Raw genomic sequence first — 17921 nt, 5'->3', positions numbered from 1 at the left:
AAATTTTGTCTAGCGACAATAGCACTGTGGAACCACCTGATCCCATTCCGAACTCAGCAGTGAAACGCAGTAGCGCCGATGGTAGTGTGGGAGTTCCCATGTGAGAGTAGGACATCGCTAGGCTTCTATTTAGTTTAGTATAGTCAAGAAGCGCCGATGGTAGTGTGGCTTATGTCACTGAGAAAGCCCATGTGAGAGCGAATCTGGACATTGCTAAGCTTAAATTTAGAATACCCAGCTTTTTGCTGGGTTTTCGACCCTGTGGAGGGGTTCCCGAGTGGCCAAAGGGATCAGACTGTAAATCTGACGGCTCCGCCTTCGGTGGTTCGAATCCACCTCCCTCCACCATCATTCTAAAAACCCGTAACTTGTGTTACGGGTTTTTTCGTTGTTCCGACAATATTGTTTGCATTATCGTGCTGGTCGAGCAATCACATTGCACTTACGCGAGCTATACTGTATTCTGCATCGCCGTTTGGCTTTAGTTCAAGCCCCATCAAAAAGAGTATTTTCTATGAGTTTTACCGATTTAGGTTTATCTGCCCCGATTCAACAAGCCATTGCTGAAAAAGGTTACGATACACCATCACCTATTCAAGCTCAGGCTATTCCCGCAGTACTGGCTGGTAGGGATGTTATGGCGGCTGCACAAACAGGCACAGGTAAAACCGCGGGCTTCACATTACCTATTCTTGAATTATTATCAAAAGGTCAGCCAGCAAAGGCCAATCAAGCGCGAACGCTGATCATAACACCTACCCGCGAACTAGCAGCGCAAATTGCTGAGAATGTTGAAATGTACAGCAAGCATTTAACTTTAAGGTCAACGGTGGTTTTTGGGGGAGTTAAAATTAACCCTCAAATGCAGCGTTTACGACAAGGTGTAGATATTCTTGTCGCGACGCCAGGCCGCTTGTTGGACTTATATAACCAAAACGCGATACGTTTTAGCCAATTAGAAGTCTTGGTACTCGACGAAGCTGATAGAATGTTAGATATGGGTTTTTTACGCGATATAAAAAAAATATTATCGCTATTACCTAAAGTAAGACAAAATTTACTGTTTTCAGCAACGTTTTCACCTGATATCCGTGAACTAGCTAAAGGCTTGGTTAACAACCCTGTTGAAATAACCGTTAGTCCTGAAAATACCACCGCCGAAACCGTGGAGCAGTTAGTTTACTCTGTTGATAAAAACAAAAAAACGCCCTTACTTACGCATTTAATTAAAAGCAATAATTGGCAGCAAGTGATCGTGTTTATGAAAACCAAACATGGTGCTAATAAATTAACGCGTCAACTGGAAAGCGCTGGTATCAATGCGGCGGCGATACATGGTAATAAAAGTCAGGGTGCGCGTACCAAAGCATTAGCGCAATTTAAAGATGGTGGTGTTAACGTGTTAGTGGCGACCGATATTGCGGCGCGCGGTATTGATATTGACCAATTACCACAAGTGGTGAATTATGATTTGCCGAACGTTTCTGAAGATTATGTTCATCGCATTGGTCGTACCGGACGTGCCGGTATGAGCGGTCATGCCGTTTCTTTAGTGTGTGCGGATGAAATAGACTTATTAAATGATGTGCAACATGTGATACAAAGCCATTTACCCAGAGCAATTGTTGCAGGCTTTGAGCCTGTGCATACCCTACCAGAGTCGCGAAAGCTTCGTCCGCTTAAGGCGAAAAAACCGAAAAAGCTCAAGAGCACAAAACCGGCGCGGGTTGAACATAGAGATGGTCAGCGTTCTGGTGATAATGCCCGTGGTCATAAACCGGTGGCAAAAAATAAGCGTCATAGTGGCAATCGCGGTCAGCAAAATCCTTATGCTAACAATACCGGCAAGGCTAAAGGTCATAGCGGTAACTAGACATTAGTTAGACTGCACTACTAATGACCTTATTTACGCGCTAATAACTTATCTAGGTTGTTGGCAAAGGCTTGGCGGTCACTTTGGCTTATTGGTGGCGCGCCGCCAGTTTCAATACCGCTAGCGCGTAAGGTATCCATAAAGTCACGCATATTAAGGCGTTGACGGATATTGCTTAGGGTGTAAAGCTCACCTCTGGGGTTTAAGGCTAGGCAGCCTTTTTCCACTACCTCGGCAGCGAGCGGAATATCTGCTGTGATCACTAAATCTTTCGGGGCGGCGCGTTTAACAATTTCATTGTCTGCGACATCAAAGCCAGTGCTCACTTGAACAAAGCTAATCATTTTCGATGGTGGTACTTTTAAATAATGATTAGCGATTAATATTGTTGGTGTTTGTGTCCGTTCTGCGGCTCTAAATAATATTTCTTTGATCACCACAGGACAGGCATCGGCATCAACCCAAATTTTCATGCTTACCTTGAATTGTTAACTAGGAATTTACCCCGACTAATGTACCTGCAAATGGCAGCTAATGTAAGTACTGTTATAGTAGTAGTTAGCTGTTATAAATTAATTTGGCATTATTTCAATTATCAGGAGAGCTCATGAAACAACCACAAAGAGACATCACGCTAAGGTTTTTGGCTGAGCCACAAGACGTTAACTTTGGCGGTAAGGTGCATGGTGGAGCGGTGATGAAATGGATAGATTTAGCTGCTTATGCTTGCGCTGCAGGTTGGAGCGGTCGTTATTGCGTAACCGCCTATGCTGGTGGTATTCGCTTTATTGCTCCGATTCATGTCGGCAGCTTAGTGGAGGTTGAAGCAAAAGTAATTTATACCGGTAATTCTTCAATGCATATCGCGTTAGAAGTCAATGCCTGTGATCCTAAGTCGTTAAATCGTCGGCTTACCACCCACTGTATTGTTATTATGGTGGCGGTTGACCAAAATGGTCAGTCAGAACGGATTCCAACTTGGGTACCCCAGACAGAAGCCGATAAAAAGCAGCATGATAGTGCGAAAAAACTTATGGAAATGCGCAAACAAATCGGCGAAGAAATGCAGATTTTTGTTGAATAACATTGCGACTTATAATTTAAAATTGATCAGGACTTAACGTGTTAGAGTCAGAACAAATTAAACAAATATTACGGCTAGATGATGCGCAGCGCGCCACTTACTTTATTAAAGAGGTGGTTAAGCAAAACCAGTTGTGGATTTTAAGCGATGAACATGGCTGTGTAATGCTCAATACCGAAGATGAAGACTGTGTTCCAGTTTGGCCAAACAAAGAGTTTGCACAAGCTTGGGTAACGGATGACTGGCAAGCCTGCCAACCTGAAGCGATATCGTTAAACAAAAGGTATAGCCGTTGGAGCCATGGCTTAGCTGATGATGAGCTGGCATTGGTGGTGTTTCCCAGCCAAGATGAACAAGGATTAGTGTTTTACCCAGATGAGCTTGAGCATGAACTTAAGCAGCAACAACAGTCGATTAAGAAGCGATAGGTGATCATGAGTTTTTCTTCTTTAGCCTTGGATAAAGCATTAACCGATGCCGTTAACGCGTTAGGCTATCAACAGCCAACTCCAATTCAGCAGCAGGCTATTCCGGCAATATTAGCCAATAAAGACATTATGGCAGGGGCGCAAACCGGTACCGGTAAAACCGCCGCTTTTGCCTTGCCAATATTGCAACGACTAAGTGAGCATATTCCATCAGCAAGACCAATTCGTGCCTTGGTATTAACCCCTACGCGCGAACTTGCCCAGCAGGTTTATAAAAGCTTTCTCCGTTATGCTGAAAATACCGATCTAAACATAGCGGTTGCTTATGGCGGTGTTAGCATTAAACCGCAAATAGCGGCAATAGTAAAAGGTGCAGATGTTTTAATCGCCACACCTGGTCGATTACTTGATCATATTATCAACGGCAGTGTTTTACTCATTGACCTTGAAACCATAGTGTTTGATGAAGCTGATCGTATGTTAGATATGGGCTTTAAAGATGAAATTGACCGTATTTTAAATCGCTTACCGCCAAAGCGGCAGACCTTGTTGTTTTCAGCTACCTTTGATGATGCAATTTTTAAGCTAAGTAAAACCTTGCTAAGTGATCCTGAACTTATTGAAGTGAGTGAACGCAACACCGCAGCCAGCCAAGTTGAACAAATTGTTTATACGGTTGATAGCGATCGCAAGCGCGAGTTAACCTCGTATTTAATCGGCTCGAAAAACTGGCAGCAAGTTTTAATATTCACCCGCACTAAGCAGGGCGCGGATGCACTGGCCAAAGAAATGTCAAAAGACGGTATAAAAACTCAGGCTATTCATGGCGATAAGTCTCAAGGTGCTCGTGATAAAGCCTTAGCCGAGTTTAAAGCCGGTAAAACTCGAGCGCTTGTTGCTACTGATGTTGCAGCACGTGGCATCGATATTCATGATTTACGGTATGTGATTAATTATGAGCTACCTTATGTTGCTGAAGACTATATTCACCGTATTGGTCGCACCGGTCGTGCAGGTAATGATGGTTTGGCGATATCTTTAATGAGCCCATCAGAAGCTTGGTTACTCGAAGCGGTTGAAAAAGTATTGGATACGCGCTTAATGCAACAGTGGTTGCCTGGTTATGAACCCGACTTAAGCAAAACCGAGCGCCCAGCACGAAAAAACACCTTAGGCCGGCAAAAGCGCCAAGGTCGACAACAAGCCTTTGGTGATAAAAGCAACGCTAAAGCACGCAAGTCGCGTCGGCGTTAAAAAACCATAGTCGATTAAAATTAGATGATGCTTGCTAGTGTCATGTTAATGTAACCGCCAAACTTGTGCAGACTGCGAGGTTCTTTTGCGTCGTGCGTCGCCATTGGCGATATTATCGATACTTTGTCGAATATCTTCATTAACGGTCGCCCACAAATAATAGCTATGCTCGGTAATACCACGCACAATCTCAGAGCAGTTGACTTGGTTAACCTTGTTATGCAGTAGCGAGGGTCTGGCGCTACCATTGTGACCTAAGCGATCAACATTGCCTTTGGTGTAGTCGGAAATATACATCGCCAAATCACCATTATTATAATAAACCGTTACTTGCCGTGCCATGCGATGTAAATTGACCATAGCTTGCTCACGTTCAAAAACTGTATCGTCAACATCAGGCGCACACATAAAAATATGTTGAAATAATTGCGGTAATTGCTTTTGATTATTCAGGTTTATTAAGGCGGCGAGGGCGTGTTGTAATACATAATTACCCATGGAATGGCACAGTAAGTGTAATTGTTGGCCACATTCTTTCAGCGCAGGGTTGCCATCATTGGGCCGTAAAGTCATCAAAAAATCGCGTAGTTTTAAAAAGCCACGAGCAACGGCAATGCTAGAGTCTTCGGCATCACTACGATCAGATAAGTAGGCTTTGTTTTTTATCATTTTGCCATTAGACGGCCAAGAAAACAGAAATACACTGGTATCTTTTAGCTCGTCTATGTGCTGCGACTGGCGGTTAAGCATTAATTCTAAAGCCATCGCAGAGGCTACCGCTTCATACCAGTCAACATTAAAGCCGTGGATAAAAACAACTAAATCACGCTTAGTTTCCATTTGTGCTTTTAACGCCTGAAAAGCCGTAGTGGAGGCTAATTCAGCTGTGCTTGCGGTAGTCGGATCTGCTGGCTCAGGGTAAGCCTGAATATGGTGCTTTTTTCTGAGCTTAGTTTCAATATATGCAGATAGTGCTTCACCATCGCCAATCCGGCTGGCAACTTTTTTATTTAGCAATTGTTGTATTTTACTTGCACTAACCTCTAGTGTGACACGGCCAAACCTGAGATTGTTTGAACGATCGCTGCTAAAGTCTTGGCCATAGCTACTAGGCGTCCAACGTTGGCCAATGTGATTTCTATTGGTGGCATAATACAGCGTTAAGGTAAGCATAAATACATCCTGTAGTGACGGAGCTTCTATCGACAATTGTAGCTAAGATTTTACCGCTCACAAGTACAGGCAAACCTTATCGTCGCTGGAAAGCCTTTAACACCTTACTGAATAAGCGAGTTTTGCCTTGGCGCAAATCCTCATCATTATAATTACCGTTAAGGATTTTGATGCGCATTGAATAGGTCGAACCATGCCCCCAAGGCCACCAAATCAGCGCTAATGCCGGTGTTTTATGGTTAGCCCTTCGCGTAAAAATTAATTGGTTTTTGTTAAGTTGTGCTAACTCAGCAAGTTCGGTGTGCAACACTTTAGGTGCTTTTTTAATATTACCTTTATGCCATTGCTCGCTAAATAACTGTTGCAGTACTTGCAGTACACGCACTTTTTTTTCCCATGAAAACTCAGTCAGTAGTGCCGAAAACTCTGCGTCCCAGCGCCACGTTAATTCGTTACCTAACGGTGTTGTTATCGAATTAAATATTGCCAGTTGTTGCTTGCTTAACATTCACGGCCTTTATTGACGGCGTTGTCAAAATTAAACTTTTCGATACATTGCTGACAAATACAAACTTTATTCGCCATTGCGCTAGGCACTTGCGCCAGTAAAGCTGGTTTGACCTCGTGGTTAACACACCAGCAAGGCGTGTTAGCATTAACGGCGCAGTGATTAGCTTGTTGGCATAATGGGCATAGCTGTGACTCTTGGCTAGACATCTAATGCTTAGCTCCGGTTATTTTATTGAAGCTTGAAAATATCATAATCTCTTGATCCGTAAAATATTGCGTGTAGATATTAATGACCTACTATCTATATTAATATACCAATAATTATCGCTGAGGTAGGTAAGGCGTGACAAAAAAATCGTATATTCTGGCGCTCGATCAAGGCACGACCAGTAGTCGCGCTATTATTTTTAGTGAAAAAGGCGAGTTTATTGCAAGTGCCGCAGAAACCTACCGACAAATTTATCCTCACGATGGTTGGGTAGAGCACGAGGCACAGGCCATTTGGCAAACCACAATCAACAGCGCTCGAGCGGTATTGGCCCGTGCTCAATTAGCCGCTAACGAGATATTAGCTCTAGGAATTAGTAACCAACGTGAAACCACTATCGTATGGGACAAAGACACAGGTAACGCCATATACAATGCCATAGTGTGGCAAGACCGACGTACGGCAAAATTCTGCGAAAAACTGCAACAAGACGCGAATATTGTTGCCAGCGTACATGCGAAAACCGGTTTATTACTCGATCCATACTTTTCTGCCAGTAAAATTGCATGGTTGTTAGATAATGTCGACGGCGCGCGTGAAAAAGCCGAAGCAGGGCAGCTGTGTTTTGGCACAGTCGACAGCTTTTTACTTTGGCACTTAACCGGCGGCAAAGAGTTTGCTACCGATGCGACCAACGCCTCACGCACCTTATTGTTTAATATCGTAGAGCAGTGTTGGGATGATGAGTTGTTAGCCCTGTTTAATATTCCCAAGCAGCTGCTGCCCGAGGTGAAAAACAGTGCTGATAACTTCGGCGTTACAAATGCCAAGCACTTTGGCGCTGAAATCGCCATTAATGCCCTGATAGGCGATCAACAGGCGGCGTTAGTAGGGCAAGCTTGTTTTGCCAAAGGTATGATGAAAGCAACCTACGGCACCGGGGGATTTGTCATGGTTAATACCGGCGCTAAACCGGTTTGGTCAAAACATAAAATGTTGACTACCTTAGCGTATCGCATCAATCATCAAAGTTGTTATGCCCTTGAGGGCAGTATTTTTATGGCCGGTGCCACCATGCAATGGTTGCGAGATGAGTTGCACTTGCTGACCGATGTTGCCAGCAGCCAAGCCCTAGCGCAATCGCTAGTCGGGGAGAATTCGGTGTATTTAGTGCCAGCGTTTACTGGCCTTGGCGCGCCGCATTGGCAGCCAGAGGCGCGTGGCGCTATCGTCGGCTTAAACCGTGATTCCGGCATTAAGGAAATTGTTAACGCAGCGCTGGCGTCGGTGGCATATCAAACACAAGACTTACTAATGGCTATGGCACAAGATGGCATTAAAACCACACAGCTACGGGTTGATGGCGGTATGGTGGTCAATGATTGGTTATTGCAGTTTCTTGCTGATATTTTAGCATTAACCATAGAGCGACCAAAAATTACCGAAACCAGCGCCTTAGGCGCAGCACTATTAGCCGGGCTGCAACACGGGCTATTTAGCAGCCTTGAACAAGCCGCACAGTCTTGGCAACTGCAAGCAAGTTATCGCCCAACCATGAGCGCAGCGAGTCGACAGCGTCATTATCAAGGTTGGTTAGCGGCATTGCAGCGAGTCAAAGATTAACTGTATAAATAAACAGTTAAAAGTGCTAGGCTAGCGCATATCTCAATTGCTGCGTGTTAGAGAATAGAGCCAGAGTCGTGAAATTATATATTGCTGAAAAGCCTAGCTTAGGGCGCGCCATTGCCGCCGCGCTGCCACAACCTCAAAAAAACCGCCAAGGCTATATTGAGTTGGCTAATGGTGACCTGGTGAGTTGGTGCATTGGTCACATTCTCGAGCAAGCCGACCCTGAGCATTATGACGCAGCGTTTAAAAAGTGGCAGATGGCACATTTGCCAATCGTACCTGAGCAATGGCAACTCAAACCGAAAACACAAACCCGCAGCCAATTAACAGTATTACGCAAGTTGGTTAAGCAAGCCGATGAAATTATTCATGCTGGCGATCCAGACCGCGAAGGACAACTACTGGTTGATGAAGTGATCGACTACTTAAACGTGCCGGCGCGCAAGCAGCAAAATGTTAAACGGTTGCTGGTGAGTGATCTTAACCGAGCCGCTGTGGCAAAATCTCTTAACAACTTACAAAGTAATCGATTATTTATGCCGCTATCTATTTCTGCCTTAGCCCGCTCTCGGGCCGATTGGCTTTATGGCATCAATTTAACGCGTGCCTATACCTTGCAAGGGCAAAAAGCTGGCTTTAATAGCGTGCTATCGGTTGGCAGGGTGCAAACACCGGTTTTAGGTTTAGTGGTGCGGCGACAACAAGAAATAGACAACTTTGTGGCGAAAAACTTCTACGAAGTGCATGCACATTTGCAAACTGAGCAACAGGCGCAGTTTATTGCAAAATGGCAACCTAGCGAGGCATGTCAACCTTATATGGATGCAGAATCGCGTGTGGTTAATCGCGCCTTAGCTGAAAATGTGGTGAGTCGCATTAACAATCAAAGCGCATATGTTAGCGCGGTTGAAGAGCAAGCAAAATCGCAAGCGGCGCCGTTACCTTATAGTTTATCGGCACTGCAAATAGATGCGGCAAAGCTGTATGCCTTCAATGCCAAGTTGGTGCTTGATGCTTGTCAGAGCTTGTATGAAAAACATCAATTGATCACTTATCCGCGCTCCGACTGTCGCTATTTACCTAGCGCCCACCATGGCGAAGGCAAAGGAATTATTGCCATGCTAGCGGGCATGGATGAAAGTTATGCGGCTTTTGCTCACGGGGCAAATAGCCAATTAAAAAGCAAAGCCTGGAATGATGCGAAAGTAACCGCCCATCACGCCATTATTCCAACCGCTAAGTCAGCCGCCACTGTGTCCTTAAATTCGTTTGAAAAGAAGCTGTATTTTTTGATTGTGCGGCAATATTTGGCGCAGTTTTATCCTGCCTACCAATATGATCAGTGTCGCGTTGAGATTGTCATTGCTGGTGGTAAATTTTTTGCCAATGCCAAAACCGAAAAAGTGCAAGGCTGGAAGGCGTTATTTCAACGAGCGAACAAAAAAACTGACCAGCCAGTGTCAAGGGCGTCAAGCGCAGAGTGTGCTAACGAGCAGCTCAGTAAGCAACGACTGCCTAAGCTAGTAGTAGGTGAACCCTTGTTGTGTTTATATGGCGAGTTAATCACCCGTTTGACTCAAGCCCCTAAACCTTTTACCGATGCCAGTTTATTAAGCGCCATGACCGGCATTGCTAAGTTTGTTAGTGATAGTAAGATCAAAAAACTGTTGCGAGAAAATGACGGCTTAGGCACAGAAGCTACCCGCGCTGGCATTATAGATCTGCTCTTTAAGCGCGACTATCTGCAACGTCAAGGCAAAAACATTCATGCCAGCGCCATTGGTTGTGCGCTAATTGAGGCACTCCCGATAGCGGCAACCTTACCGGATATGACTGCACATTGGGAAGCAACCCTGACCAAAATTAGTGAGAAAAAAAGTCGCTACCAAGACCTGATTGGCCCTTTAACAGCGACAATTGAGCAAATGATAGAGCAAGCAGGACAACAGTCTTTTGCCCAGCTGCCGAAAGTGCCCTTTAAGCGCAAAAGCAAAGCAAAAAAATATCGCCCCCGAAAAAAAGCCGCCGCATCATAAGGCAGCGACTAATGTGTGGTTTTAAGTGCTGGGTTAATTGTTATCTATAGGTTGTGCGGCTAATGTATCGGCAATGTAATTGTCGATCACTGTGGTTAACACAGTTAATGGCATAGCGCCGCTGCCAATTACCGCGTCATGAAACGCTTTAATATCATAAGCATCGCCTAAGGCCGTTTGTGCTTTTTCTCGTAAAGCTAATATTTTCAACATACCCGTCATGTAAGCGGTAGCTTGACCCGGCCAGACACTATAGCGACTAATAGCACCGGCAAAGCCGACATTTTCAATATGAAATTGATCCGCTTGATTATAACTCCAGCCCAAACTATGAATACCGGTATCAACCACCAAACGCGCGGCGCGCATGGCTTCAAATTGCAGGCGGCCTAAATCACCAATCACATCGTTAGCATACCAGTTCGCGTCTTTGGCCAGTCGCTCTGCGTATAACGCCCAACCTTCAATAAAGGAGGTAAAGTGGCTCTTTTTGCGAAAAAGCGGTAGGTCTAACTCATTGGCGAGCGCAATTTGTAAATGGTGGCCGGGCACAGCTTCATGATAGGCCAGCGTCGGCATGGTAGTGTATGCCGAGTTTTGTGAGGTATTGGCGTAAAACGCGCCGGGGCGAGCACCGTCATCAGAGCCTGCAATATAATATCCGCCTGATGTCCCCCCGACCACAATCACGTCCTGCTGCGGCAAGGTATTAAACAGCGTTGGTAGCTCGAGATAAGCATTAGCTATCAGGTTTTCATACACCGACTTGACTTGATTGGCCGGGATCAGCTCGGCGTCGCTATTCACGCGCGCATAAAGTTGCGCTAGGCTCTCATTTGCTGGATAGCCTAGTTGATCAAATAACAAGCGCATTTCAGCATGGATCCGCGCTAACTCGTCAATGCCTAATTGGTGAATTTGCGCCGCGCTTAATGTACTTGAGGTATAAAAGTTTAGGGTGAAATTATAAAAATCTGCGCCACCAGCAAATTGACCAAAACCAATTTCACTGGGTGCCTGCTCTGCAATTGCTAGCATTTTATTGGCCAAGCTTTGATAGGCGGGTATAACTTTTTGGCTAATAATAAGTTCAGCCTTGTTGCGTAAATTGGCTTTATCGGAGGCAGCGATCGAACTAATGGCAGAAACTTGATTATTAAAGGCTTGATAATAGCTAGTGGCGGTTGCTGCACTATTAGCAATATTGGCGACTGCGTTTTGGGAAAATGTCAGAGTAATAGCAGGCTCGATAATACCGGCGGCTTTGCGACTGTCTAATAAGATTTCAATTTGTGCAAAACGTCTCGCCAACTGATTTAGCAAGGTTAAATAAATTTCAGCTTGGCGTAGATCGCTGAAGGTAAATGCTTGCGTGAAAAAAGTTTCGGTACTGCCTGGCCAGCCAAAAAAGCCGTAGCTGGCCGGATATTGATAGTCTTTAAAGTTAATCCACTGAATTTTAGCGGTTAAGTCCGCGTGATAAACGTCATAAGAAATTTGCTGGCTTTGAGATAATGATGCCCGATCAAAGTTATTAAGTTGCTGTAATATTAGTTGGTAAACTTGCTTTGATTGCTCGTTATAAGCATCAGAAATATTGCTCAATTGCACATCGTTTGCATCAATTTCGTCGAATAAGCCATCAGAAATTAACGCATCACTGTCGCGCAAGCGCGTGATGTGATAAGCAGTAGCAAAAAAGTCATCGATGTTACTCACTTGCAGCTGTGTGCTAATGTCTGCCAATAAGGTTGTGGTATCAACTAACACATAATTATCAACCACCGGTAATGTAATGGTTGGCACGTTTGGTGTTTCTGCGGTGTCTTTATTACTTGAGCCGCCACAAGCGCTGATATGAAGGGCGATTAACGCCACCAGTAAATATTTTTGCATAAGCAATACCTAATAGATAAAGATTGGCAAGACGAGCAAATGCCTTGCCATAGTCATCTATTAAGCATATGTTATTTTAGCAAAATCACCTAGCTTACGGCGTTTTGATGTGTCGGATAAATGCGTTAACTTGCTAAGAGTGTAGTTGGGCTGGCGATAAACACTTTAAATGGTAATGGTGCCTCTAATGCACTATCGTCAATCGCTAAATGGCTAAAGCCAGACTGCTGAAAAAACGCTGTTAATTGCTCAGGGCTTAAGTCGTCTTGGCCTAAATTCAGTGCTTGATAATATGCTTTATTGGCTTCAGTATCACAATCTTGGGCATCGACGAACATCTGCATTGGCATACTTAATACCGTTATCGATTGCACTTTTGGGAAATGCTGGGCAATGGCGGTCAGTAAATACTTGGCAACACCTTGTTTACGGTAACTCGGTAAGACGCTGATGGCTTCAATTAAGATATGATCTTTGGCTTTGGTGTCGACCTTAGCTTGTAATACATCAACTAAGTCGGCGCTTATATTTTGTTTTTTAAAAAACAAACTTAATGGCACTTCCCAGTCGGTTACCCCTTGTTGTTGCAACAACTCACAGCTTTGCTCGGCACCGCGGTGTTTATTTAAGGTGATGATTTCAAGCTCTGCCTTGGCAATAACCTGATCATCGTCATTTTTCACATTTACTTCTTGTACAATTTGCCAGTCGAATGTACTTTTAATTTCTGCTTGCTTAAATTCTACGGTTAAATTCATTTTATGTCAGTGCTGATAACCTTGGCATTAAATGCCGTAGTTGTCAGTAACAGCCTTAAGTTATCGTTCAGTTAATTGCCGGTAGGCAGGCGCCTTTGCTAAGCGCGTTTATATCATTTGTGTGCAACAGACACCAGTTTTAGATAACTTTTCACGCGACTTAGCAACTCATGGCGAACACTTTATTATTGCACTATTACTTTCTGACCTTCATTAAGGCGCTCAGCACCGCGGATTGCTACCTTGTCGCCCGCGCGTAAATCACCTTCAATACTCACCCGCTCAGCAGTGCCTTGTTTGACCACCACAGGCAGCCGATGCACAGTATTGTCATCGGCTACTTTTACCACATAGGTGGCATCTTTGCGTAAAATTAATGCGTCGCGATGTACGGTTAAGCTTGGCGTTGCCGCTTGCGTTGGCACTGTTACTTTCACTAACTGTCCTGCCGCCCATACTTCGTTTAAGTGGTTAGGAATGTTAATGCGTACTTCAAAGGTTTGCGACTTAGCATCGGCACTGGGGATTAAGGCACTGATAGCCGCCTTAATCTGTTGTCCGCTGGCGCTGATGGCGAGTTCATGGCCTTTACGCACAAAACCAAGGTATTTAATCGGCACATATACGCGCACTTCCAGTTGTTCAGTATCCAAAATTTTCAGTAGCGTTTCACTGCGATTAACATCGCTGCCGGCACGCACTATGCGCTCAGTGATCACGCCATTAAAAGGGGCGGTGACAGTGGCTCTTTGTATTTGATCGGCAATTTGTTGCAATTTTAAATCAGCAATTTCAATATCTGTGCTTGCTAAGTCATATTGTGCTTGGGTTTGATCCAGTTGAAATTGTGAGGCTGAGTTGCTTTGTTTTAATTTTTTTAAACGTTGCACTTCTTGGTGCAAATAGCGCAAGTTGATTTGCGCGCGCTTTAATTGTGCTTGTTGTTCTAAATGCATTAATTTTAGTGGTGTTAGGTCCATTTTTACCAGCACATCACCTTGTTGTACTAAGCTGCCAGGCTCTGCGAGCCAAGCGATACGACCGTTAACACCTGCGGTAATGTCAAGGTGTGAGCGACTATGTAAGGTGGCCATTAACTCTGTGCTTGCCCCTAATTCCACTTGGGTTACTTGATCAACCATCACCGGCATGGCTGGCGCGCCATTGGCGGCTTGGCTGCTTTTGATCAGTAAAATACTAGCACTGAAGATAAACAGGACAAGCATTATTTTTTTCATATAAAACATAGCGATTTCCTTAGAGATTACTGGCTAATGGTGCCGGTTCGGGATTAAGTTTGGCAATATTATCACCGGCTTGGTCAGCATTAGGACTACCGGTAGACTTTGCCTCACCAAGGCGCAATAAGCTTGGAAATAGCACCAGTGTAAATACCGCGCTGATGGCCATACCGCCAACAATAACCGCGGCTAAACCGCGATAAATTTCACTACCTACACCAGGCACTAGCATTAACGGCAACATGCCAAACAAACTGGTTAGGGTACTCATATAAACCGGGCGGGCGCGAATTCTTACCGCTTGGGCAACGGCGCGGCGAGTGGGCAAGCCTAGTCGTTCGCCTTGGCGGGTTTGATCAACCAATAATATAGCATTGTTGACCACTAAGCCGAGCAAAATAATAAAGCCAATCATGGTCATTAAATCAAGCGATTGAAAGGTAAAAATATTTAACATATTCAGTGATAACACCCCACCGGCAACGGCCATGGGCATCACTAATAGCACCAATAAACTGTCTTTGGCTGATTTAAATAAAGCGGTCATCAGTAAAAATAAAATTACTAAGGCTAAGATAAAGTTTTTCAGCATGTCATTAATAGCTTTAGCCATTTCATTGGCGTTGCCACTGAGTAATATTGACGCATCGGGCGGTAGCAGTGCGTTCATTGACGGTAGCACCTTAGCGGTAATTAAGCTTAAGGCTTCTTCTAACGACATATCAGCAGGCGGTGATACTTGAATGCTGATGGTGCGCTTACCGTCTACTCGTCTCAGTCTTGTTGGTCCAGCGGTACGGGTGATTTCAGTCAACTCACCTATGGTTTGTACCCCAGCTAAAGGTGAATGAATCGCCATGGCAGCAAGCTCGTCAGGGGTTTGCCATTGGTTGCCGCGCAAAATAATATTGACTCTGTCATTGCCGTCAAAATACTCACCGACAAATAGGCCGCTGGTGTAGGCGCGAATGGCGTTGGCAACATCGCGGCGCGTTAAGCCGGCTTGCGAAATACGTTGATCATTCGGCACCAGTTTTAACTCAGGCTCAGATAAGCTTAATCCTGGGTTAGGAAACGCTGTGGTTGAACTCATGTGAGTATTAATGGCGTCGATACCGGCTTGTGCAACTGTCATTAGTCGCTCAATATCCGCGCCTTTAATATCAATATCTATGGTGCGACCATTACCCCCGCCTGAGACATTGATCATCGAGCCTCTAAACATAAACACTTGGGTATCAGGTAGGTTAGCCATAACCTTGCTTTTAACTTCTTGCATTAGCTCTTCAACGCGGGTTGGGTCATCGGCATAAATAAAGCCACCGGTAGAGCCAGAGCCGAAAGAATAAAAATTATAACTTTTAATTTTCGGTTGTTTTTCGCCCGATAAATACGGCGCTAGCCGCGCTTTGACTAAACTGGCAAACTCATGCTCAATAAAGTCAACATTGCCGCCCGGTGGCATATTAAGGCTATAAAAAAAGCCATCAATGGGCGCGCGCGGCATAAAGTCAGTTTTAGGCAGCATGAACAAGACGACTAACACAGAGCCGCCAAGTAAGGTGCCGATCCAGACAATACGTTTGACGCTAGAGTTGGTCAGGCGCATCACTAAACTGGTGAGTTTTTCCCAGTAATGGCTAAAGGGATCAGGGCGATCAGCCGTTTTTAAACAATATTTACTGGCAATAGGGATAATAGTTATTGCCGAGACTAAGGAGGCAATGACCGCAATTGACAAGGTTAGCGCTAGGTCAGAAAAAAGCTGTCCTTCGATACCTTTCATAAATAAAATCGGTAAAAATATTGCCACGCTGGTGGCGGTAGACGCAAACAGGGCGCCAGTAACTTGTAGCGCGCCTTGACGTACTGCTTTGCTATTTTCCATGCCTAAACTGCGCAACCTGACAATGTTTTCTTGGACGATAATGGCGGCATCGAGCACTAAACCCACCGAAAACGCTAAGCCCGCCAAGGAAATAACATTTAAACTGCGATCAAATGCCGCTAGCGCTATAAACGACACCATTAATGACACGGGAATCGTAGCGGCAATAATTAAGGTATTGCGTAAGCCGCGTAAAAATAGCCAAAGAATTATTAACGCCAATAATACCCCTAAACCTAAGTTATTCTGCACAAGTTTTAAGGCATTGCGAATATGTACTGAAGAGTCAAAACTGAGCTCAATCACTAAACCGGCCTCGCGCATTGGGCCCGCGTTAAGCTCTTTGATGGCAATATTAATGTCATCAAGTAACGCCACTGTGTTGGCATCGTTTTGGCGCTTTAAGGTGAAATAATAGGACGGTTGACCGCTGCGTAAATTAAAGCCAAAGCGGTCAACTAAGGTGTTTTCTACCGTCGCTACATCTTTTAAATAAATGGCTCTGTCACCACTAAAGCCAATGATCATATCGGTTAAGTTATCAACGTTGTATTGCCCGGAAAATCGTACTGTATATTGCCGGCGACCAACATTGGCAACACCAGCAGAGACATCACTGGCACGGGCAATAGTGGCACTAATGTCGGCAATTGATAGCCCTAAAGACGCGGCGCGCAGTGGGTCAAAAGTAATGCGTAGCTCTCGTGGGCGCGAACTGTTTAAATTAACTTGCCCCATGCCAGGAATTCGCGCAAAACGCGGCTTCACCACGTCTTCAATTAACTTTTGGTATTTACCTAGGTCTTCGTCAGGATTGTTGGGTAAGGTTTTGATCATTAACGAGGCGGTATTTGGACCACCACGCCCACCACCTGCGGAAACTACCGGCTCTATAGCATCTAACGGTAGCGGCGGCGCTTGATTAAGGTTGTTAATCACGTCGAGCATGGCGCGCTGCATATCAGCACCCACGTCAAAGGTCAGGGTGATATTGCCAAAACCGCGTTGAATATTAGTAGTAACCTTGGTTACCCCTTGGGTATTTTTTACTACGTTTTCAATTGGCTCAATTATTACCGATTCCATTTCCGCCGGTGCGGCACTACGCCAACCGGTTGAAATAGTGATTTGTGGCTGTTCAATATCTGGCGTTAATTGGATGGGGAGTTGGAAAACGCTCATCAGGCCAAACACCATCACTAATGCAACAATGACCAGTATAGCCGCGGGGTTTTTTAAGGCGTTGCGCGTTAAGTTCATGCAGGTATTCCAATATTTAAGGTCAACAAATTATAAATTGCTTAGCGTTGTTATGCGTTTAAGCTTAGGGCAAAGTGCTAAAAATTTGCGATAAAGCGCACTTTAGATACATTTAATTACATTTAGATACAAGCCATCATTGATAGCGGGACTGAAAAATAAAGCGGTTAACGCGTATAGTTATCGGCAAGCGACGCTTGTTAATAAAGTGGCACACTGGGGCTTTCAAGCAAATGTTGTTAACGTAACTCGCGTGAACTAGAGCAGCGTACATTAAAGTCGTAAAAATTATCTAGGCGTTGGCTATTACCACAACACTAATAACAGGCACTAATCACTCAGTAGCAACTTAGTGCCATAAGTGCCATAGTAATACTGTTGTTTCAGCACAACAGTACTTTGTCGGGCTAGTTTCTAACTTTAAGGAGAAATTATTATGACTAATGCAGTGCGCGCATCAGAAACCCCTTTCGCCGTTGCCGTATCAGAAGGCAAAACCTATGCTTGGTGCGCTTGTGGTAAAAGTAATAAACAGCCTTTTTGCGATGGCTCACATCAAGGCAGCGAATTTTCACCTGTGATGTTCTGTGCGCCCAGCACAAAAAAAGTGTTTTTTTGTGGCTGTAAACAAACGGCCTCACAACCGCTTTGTGATGGTAGCCATAAAACGTAATTCACCCGTT

The 17921-nt window shown here is 44.6% G+C and carries 15 protein-coding genes, 1 tRNA gene and 1 rRNA gene; 9 read left to right on the top strand and 8 right to left on the bottom strand.

Going from position 1 to position 17921, the window contains the following annotated elements:
- The first annotated feature begins 8 nt into the window (after positions 1-8).
- The 3 genes from rrf (at position 9) to B6K83_RS17445 (ending at position 1873) form a co-directional block, all read left to right on the top strand.
- A 5S ribosomal RNA gene (gene rrf / locus B6K83_RS17455) occupies positions 9-123 on the top strand.
- 140 nt (positions 124-263) lie between these two features.
- Positions 264-348, top strand: a tRNA-Tyr gene (locus B6K83_RS17450).
- A gap of 166 nt (positions 349-514) precedes the next feature.
- On the top strand, positions 515-1873 hold the full coding sequence (locus tag B6K83_RS17445) for a DEAD/DEAH box helicase (RefSeq protein WP_085286147.1): 1359 nt from the start codon (positions 515-517) through the stop codon (positions 1871-1873).
- Between the two features lie 29 nt (positions 1874-1902).
- Here B6K83_RS17445 and B6K83_RS17440 read toward each other — a convergent pair whose 3' ends face one another.
- Complete coding sequence (locus tag B6K83_RS17440) at positions 1903-2346, bottom strand: YaiI/YqxD family protein (protein ID WP_085286146.1); 444 nt, start codon at positions 2344-2346, stop codon at positions 1903-1905.
- 134 nt (positions 2347-2480) lie between these two features.
- On the opposite strand from B6K83_RS17440, the gene B6K83_RS17435 reads away from it, so the two are divergent.
- Genes B6K83_RS17435 through B6K83_RS17425 form a run of 3 tightly spaced genes read left to right on the top strand, consistent with a single transcriptional unit; the run spans position 2481 to position 4639 of the window.
- A complete protein-coding gene (locus B6K83_RS17435) occupies positions 2481-2957 on the top strand; it encodes an acyl-CoA thioesterase (RefSeq protein ID WP_085286145.1) in 477 nt (158 codons plus the stop codon).
- A gap of 38 nt (positions 2958-2995) precedes the next feature.
- Positions 2996-3385 carry a DUF2750 domain-containing protein gene (locus tag B6K83_RS17430; RefSeq protein WP_085286144.1) on the top strand — a complete coding sequence of 130 codons (390 nt, stop codon included), beginning with the start codon at positions 2996-2998 and terminating at the stop codon, positions 3383-3385.
- A 6-nt stretch (positions 3386-3391) separates the two neighbouring features.
- Positions 3392-4639 carry a DEAD/DEAH box helicase gene (locus B6K83_RS17425; RefSeq protein ID WP_085286143.1) on the top strand — a complete coding sequence of 416 codons (1248 nt, stop codon included), beginning with the start codon at positions 3392-3394 and terminating at the stop codon, positions 4637-4639.
- A gap of 45 nt (positions 4640-4684) precedes the next feature.
- Here B6K83_RS17425 and B6K83_RS17420 read toward each other — a convergent pair whose 3' ends face one another.
- The 3 genes from B6K83_RS17420 to B6K83_RS17410 all read right to left on the bottom strand — a co-directional run bounded on the left by B6K83_RS17420 (position 4685) and on the right by B6K83_RS17410 (position 6529).
- The gene (locus tag B6K83_RS17420; RefSeq protein WP_085286142.1) at positions 4685-5812 is read right to left on the bottom strand and encodes an alpha/beta hydrolase; all 1128 of its coding nucleotides are present in this window, start codon (positions 5810-5812) and stop codon (positions 4685-4687) included.
- 76 nt (positions 5813-5888) lie between these two features.
- Positions 5889-6320 carry a hypothetical protein gene (locus tag B6K83_RS17415; protein WP_085286141.1) on the bottom strand — a complete coding sequence of 144 codons (432 nt, stop codon included), beginning with the start codon at positions 6318-6320 and terminating at the stop codon, positions 5889-5891.
- Positions 6314-6529 (bottom strand): cysteine-rich CWC family protein, encoded by a 216-nt coding sequence (locus tag B6K83_RS17410; RefSeq protein ID WP_085286140.1) that lies wholly within the window; start codon positions 6527-6529, stop codon positions 6314-6316. Before B6K83_RS17410 ends, B6K83_RS17415 begins: the two co-directional genes overlap by 7 nt.
- A 136-nt stretch (positions 6530-6665) precedes the next feature.
- Between B6K83_RS17410 and glpK the strand changes: the two genes are divergently transcribed.
- Positions 6666-8153: a glycerol kinase GlpK gene (gene glpK, locus B6K83_RS17405; protein WP_085286139.1), complete on the top strand. Its 1488-nt coding sequence runs from the start codon at positions 6666-6668 to the stop codon at positions 8151-8153.
- 77 nt (positions 8154-8230) lie between these two features.
- Positions 8231-10195: a DNA topoisomerase III gene (locus B6K83_RS17400; protein ID WP_085286138.1), complete on the top strand. Its 1965-nt coding sequence runs from the start codon at positions 8231-8233 to the stop codon at positions 10193-10195.
- Between the two features lie 33 nt (positions 10196-10228).
- Here the strand turns inward: B6K83_RS17400 and B6K83_RS17395 are convergent, their stop codons facing one another.
- The 4 genes from B6K83_RS17395 to B6K83_RS17380 all read right to left on the bottom strand — a co-directional run bounded on the left by B6K83_RS17395 (position 10229) and on the right by B6K83_RS17380 (position 17238).
- Positions 10229-12091 carry a DUF885 domain-containing protein gene (locus B6K83_RS17395; protein ID WP_085286137.1) on the bottom strand — a complete coding sequence of 621 codons (1863 nt, stop codon included), beginning with the start codon at positions 12089-12091 and terminating at the stop codon, positions 10229-10231.
- 125 nt (positions 12092-12216) lie between these two features.
- A complete protein-coding gene (locus B6K83_RS17390; protein ID WP_085286136.1) occupies positions 12217-12849 on the bottom strand; it encodes a GNAT family N-acetyltransferase in 633 nt (210 codons plus the stop codon).
- Positions 12850-13034: 185 nt separating this feature from the next.
- On the bottom strand, positions 13035-14096 hold the full coding sequence (locus B6K83_RS17385; protein WP_085286135.1) for an efflux RND transporter periplasmic adaptor subunit: 1062 nt from the start codon (positions 14094-14096) through the stop codon (positions 13035-13037).
- 10 nt (positions 14097-14106) lie between these two features.
- Positions 14107-17238: an efflux RND transporter permease subunit gene (locus B6K83_RS17380; protein WP_085286134.1), complete on the bottom strand. Its 3132-nt coding sequence runs from the start codon at positions 17236-17238 to the stop codon at positions 14107-14109.
- 436 nt (positions 17239-17674) lie between these two features.
- Here B6K83_RS17380 and B6K83_RS17375 point away from each other — a divergent pair, with 436 nt between their 5' ends.
- Positions 17675-17911, top strand: a complete 237-nt coding sequence (locus B6K83_RS17375) for a CDGSH iron-sulfur domain-containing protein (RefSeq protein ID WP_085286133.1) — start codon at positions 17675-17677, stop codon at positions 17909-17911.
- Positions 17912-17921: the final 10 nt, after the last annotated feature.

Origin of the sequence: Colwellia chukchiensis (assembly GCF_002104455.1) — a bacterium.
GTDB classification, from domain to species: Bacteria; Pseudomonadota; Gammaproteobacteria; order Enterobacterales; family Alteromonadaceae; genus Cognaticolwellia; species Cognaticolwellia chukchiensis.
This window is presented reverse-complemented; position numbering and strand designations above follow the sequence as displayed.

Bases quoted from the DNA above. Each gene is read 5' to 3' on its own strand.
- B6K83_RS17395 (WP_085286137.1), bottom strand. From the start codon at position 12,091: ATGCAAAAATATTTACTGGTGGCGTTAATCGCCCTTCATATCAGCGCT.
- B6K83_RS17435 (WP_085286145.1), top strand. From the start codon at position 2,481: ATGAAACAACCACAAAGAGACATCACGCTAAGGTTTTTGGCTGAGCCA.
- B6K83_RS17390 (WP_085286136.1), bottom strand. From the start codon at position 12,849: ATGAATTTAACCGTAGAATTTAAGCAAGCAGAAATTAAAAGTACATTC.
- B6K83_RS17380 (WP_085286134.1), bottom strand. From the start codon at position 17,238: ATGAACTTAACGCGCAACGCCTTAAAAAACCCCGCGGCTATACTGGTC.
- B6K83_RS17385 (WP_085286135.1), bottom strand. From the start codon at position 14,096: ATGTTTTATATGAAAAAAATAATGCTTGTCCTGTTTATCTTCAGTGCT.
- B6K83_RS17410 (WP_085286140.1), bottom strand. From the start codon at position 6,529: ATGTCTAGCCAAGAGTCACAGCTATGCCCATTATGCCAACAAGCTAAT.
- B6K83_RS17440 (WP_085286146.1), bottom strand. From the start codon at position 2,346: ATGAAAATTTGGGTTGATGCCGATGCCTGTCCTGTGGTGATCAAAGAA.
- B6K83_RS17425 (WP_085286143.1), top strand. From the start codon at position 3,392: ATGAGTTTTTCTTCTTTAGCCTTGGATAAAGCATTAACCGATGCCGTT.
- B6K83_RS17375 (WP_085286133.1), top strand. From the start codon at position 17,675: ATGACTAATGCAGTGCGCGCATCAGAAACCCCTTTCGCCGTTGCCGTA.
- B6K83_RS17420 (WP_085286142.1), bottom strand. From the start codon at position 5,812: ATGCTTACCTTAACGCTGTATTATGCCACCAATAGAAATCACATTGGC.
- B6K83_RS17445 (WP_085286147.1), top strand. From the start codon at position 515: ATGAGTTTTACCGATTTAGGTTTATCTGCCCCGATTCAACAAGCCATT.
- B6K83_RS17415 (WP_085286141.1), bottom strand. From the start codon at position 6,320: ATGTTAAGCAAGCAACAACTGGCAATATTTAATTCGATAACAACACCG.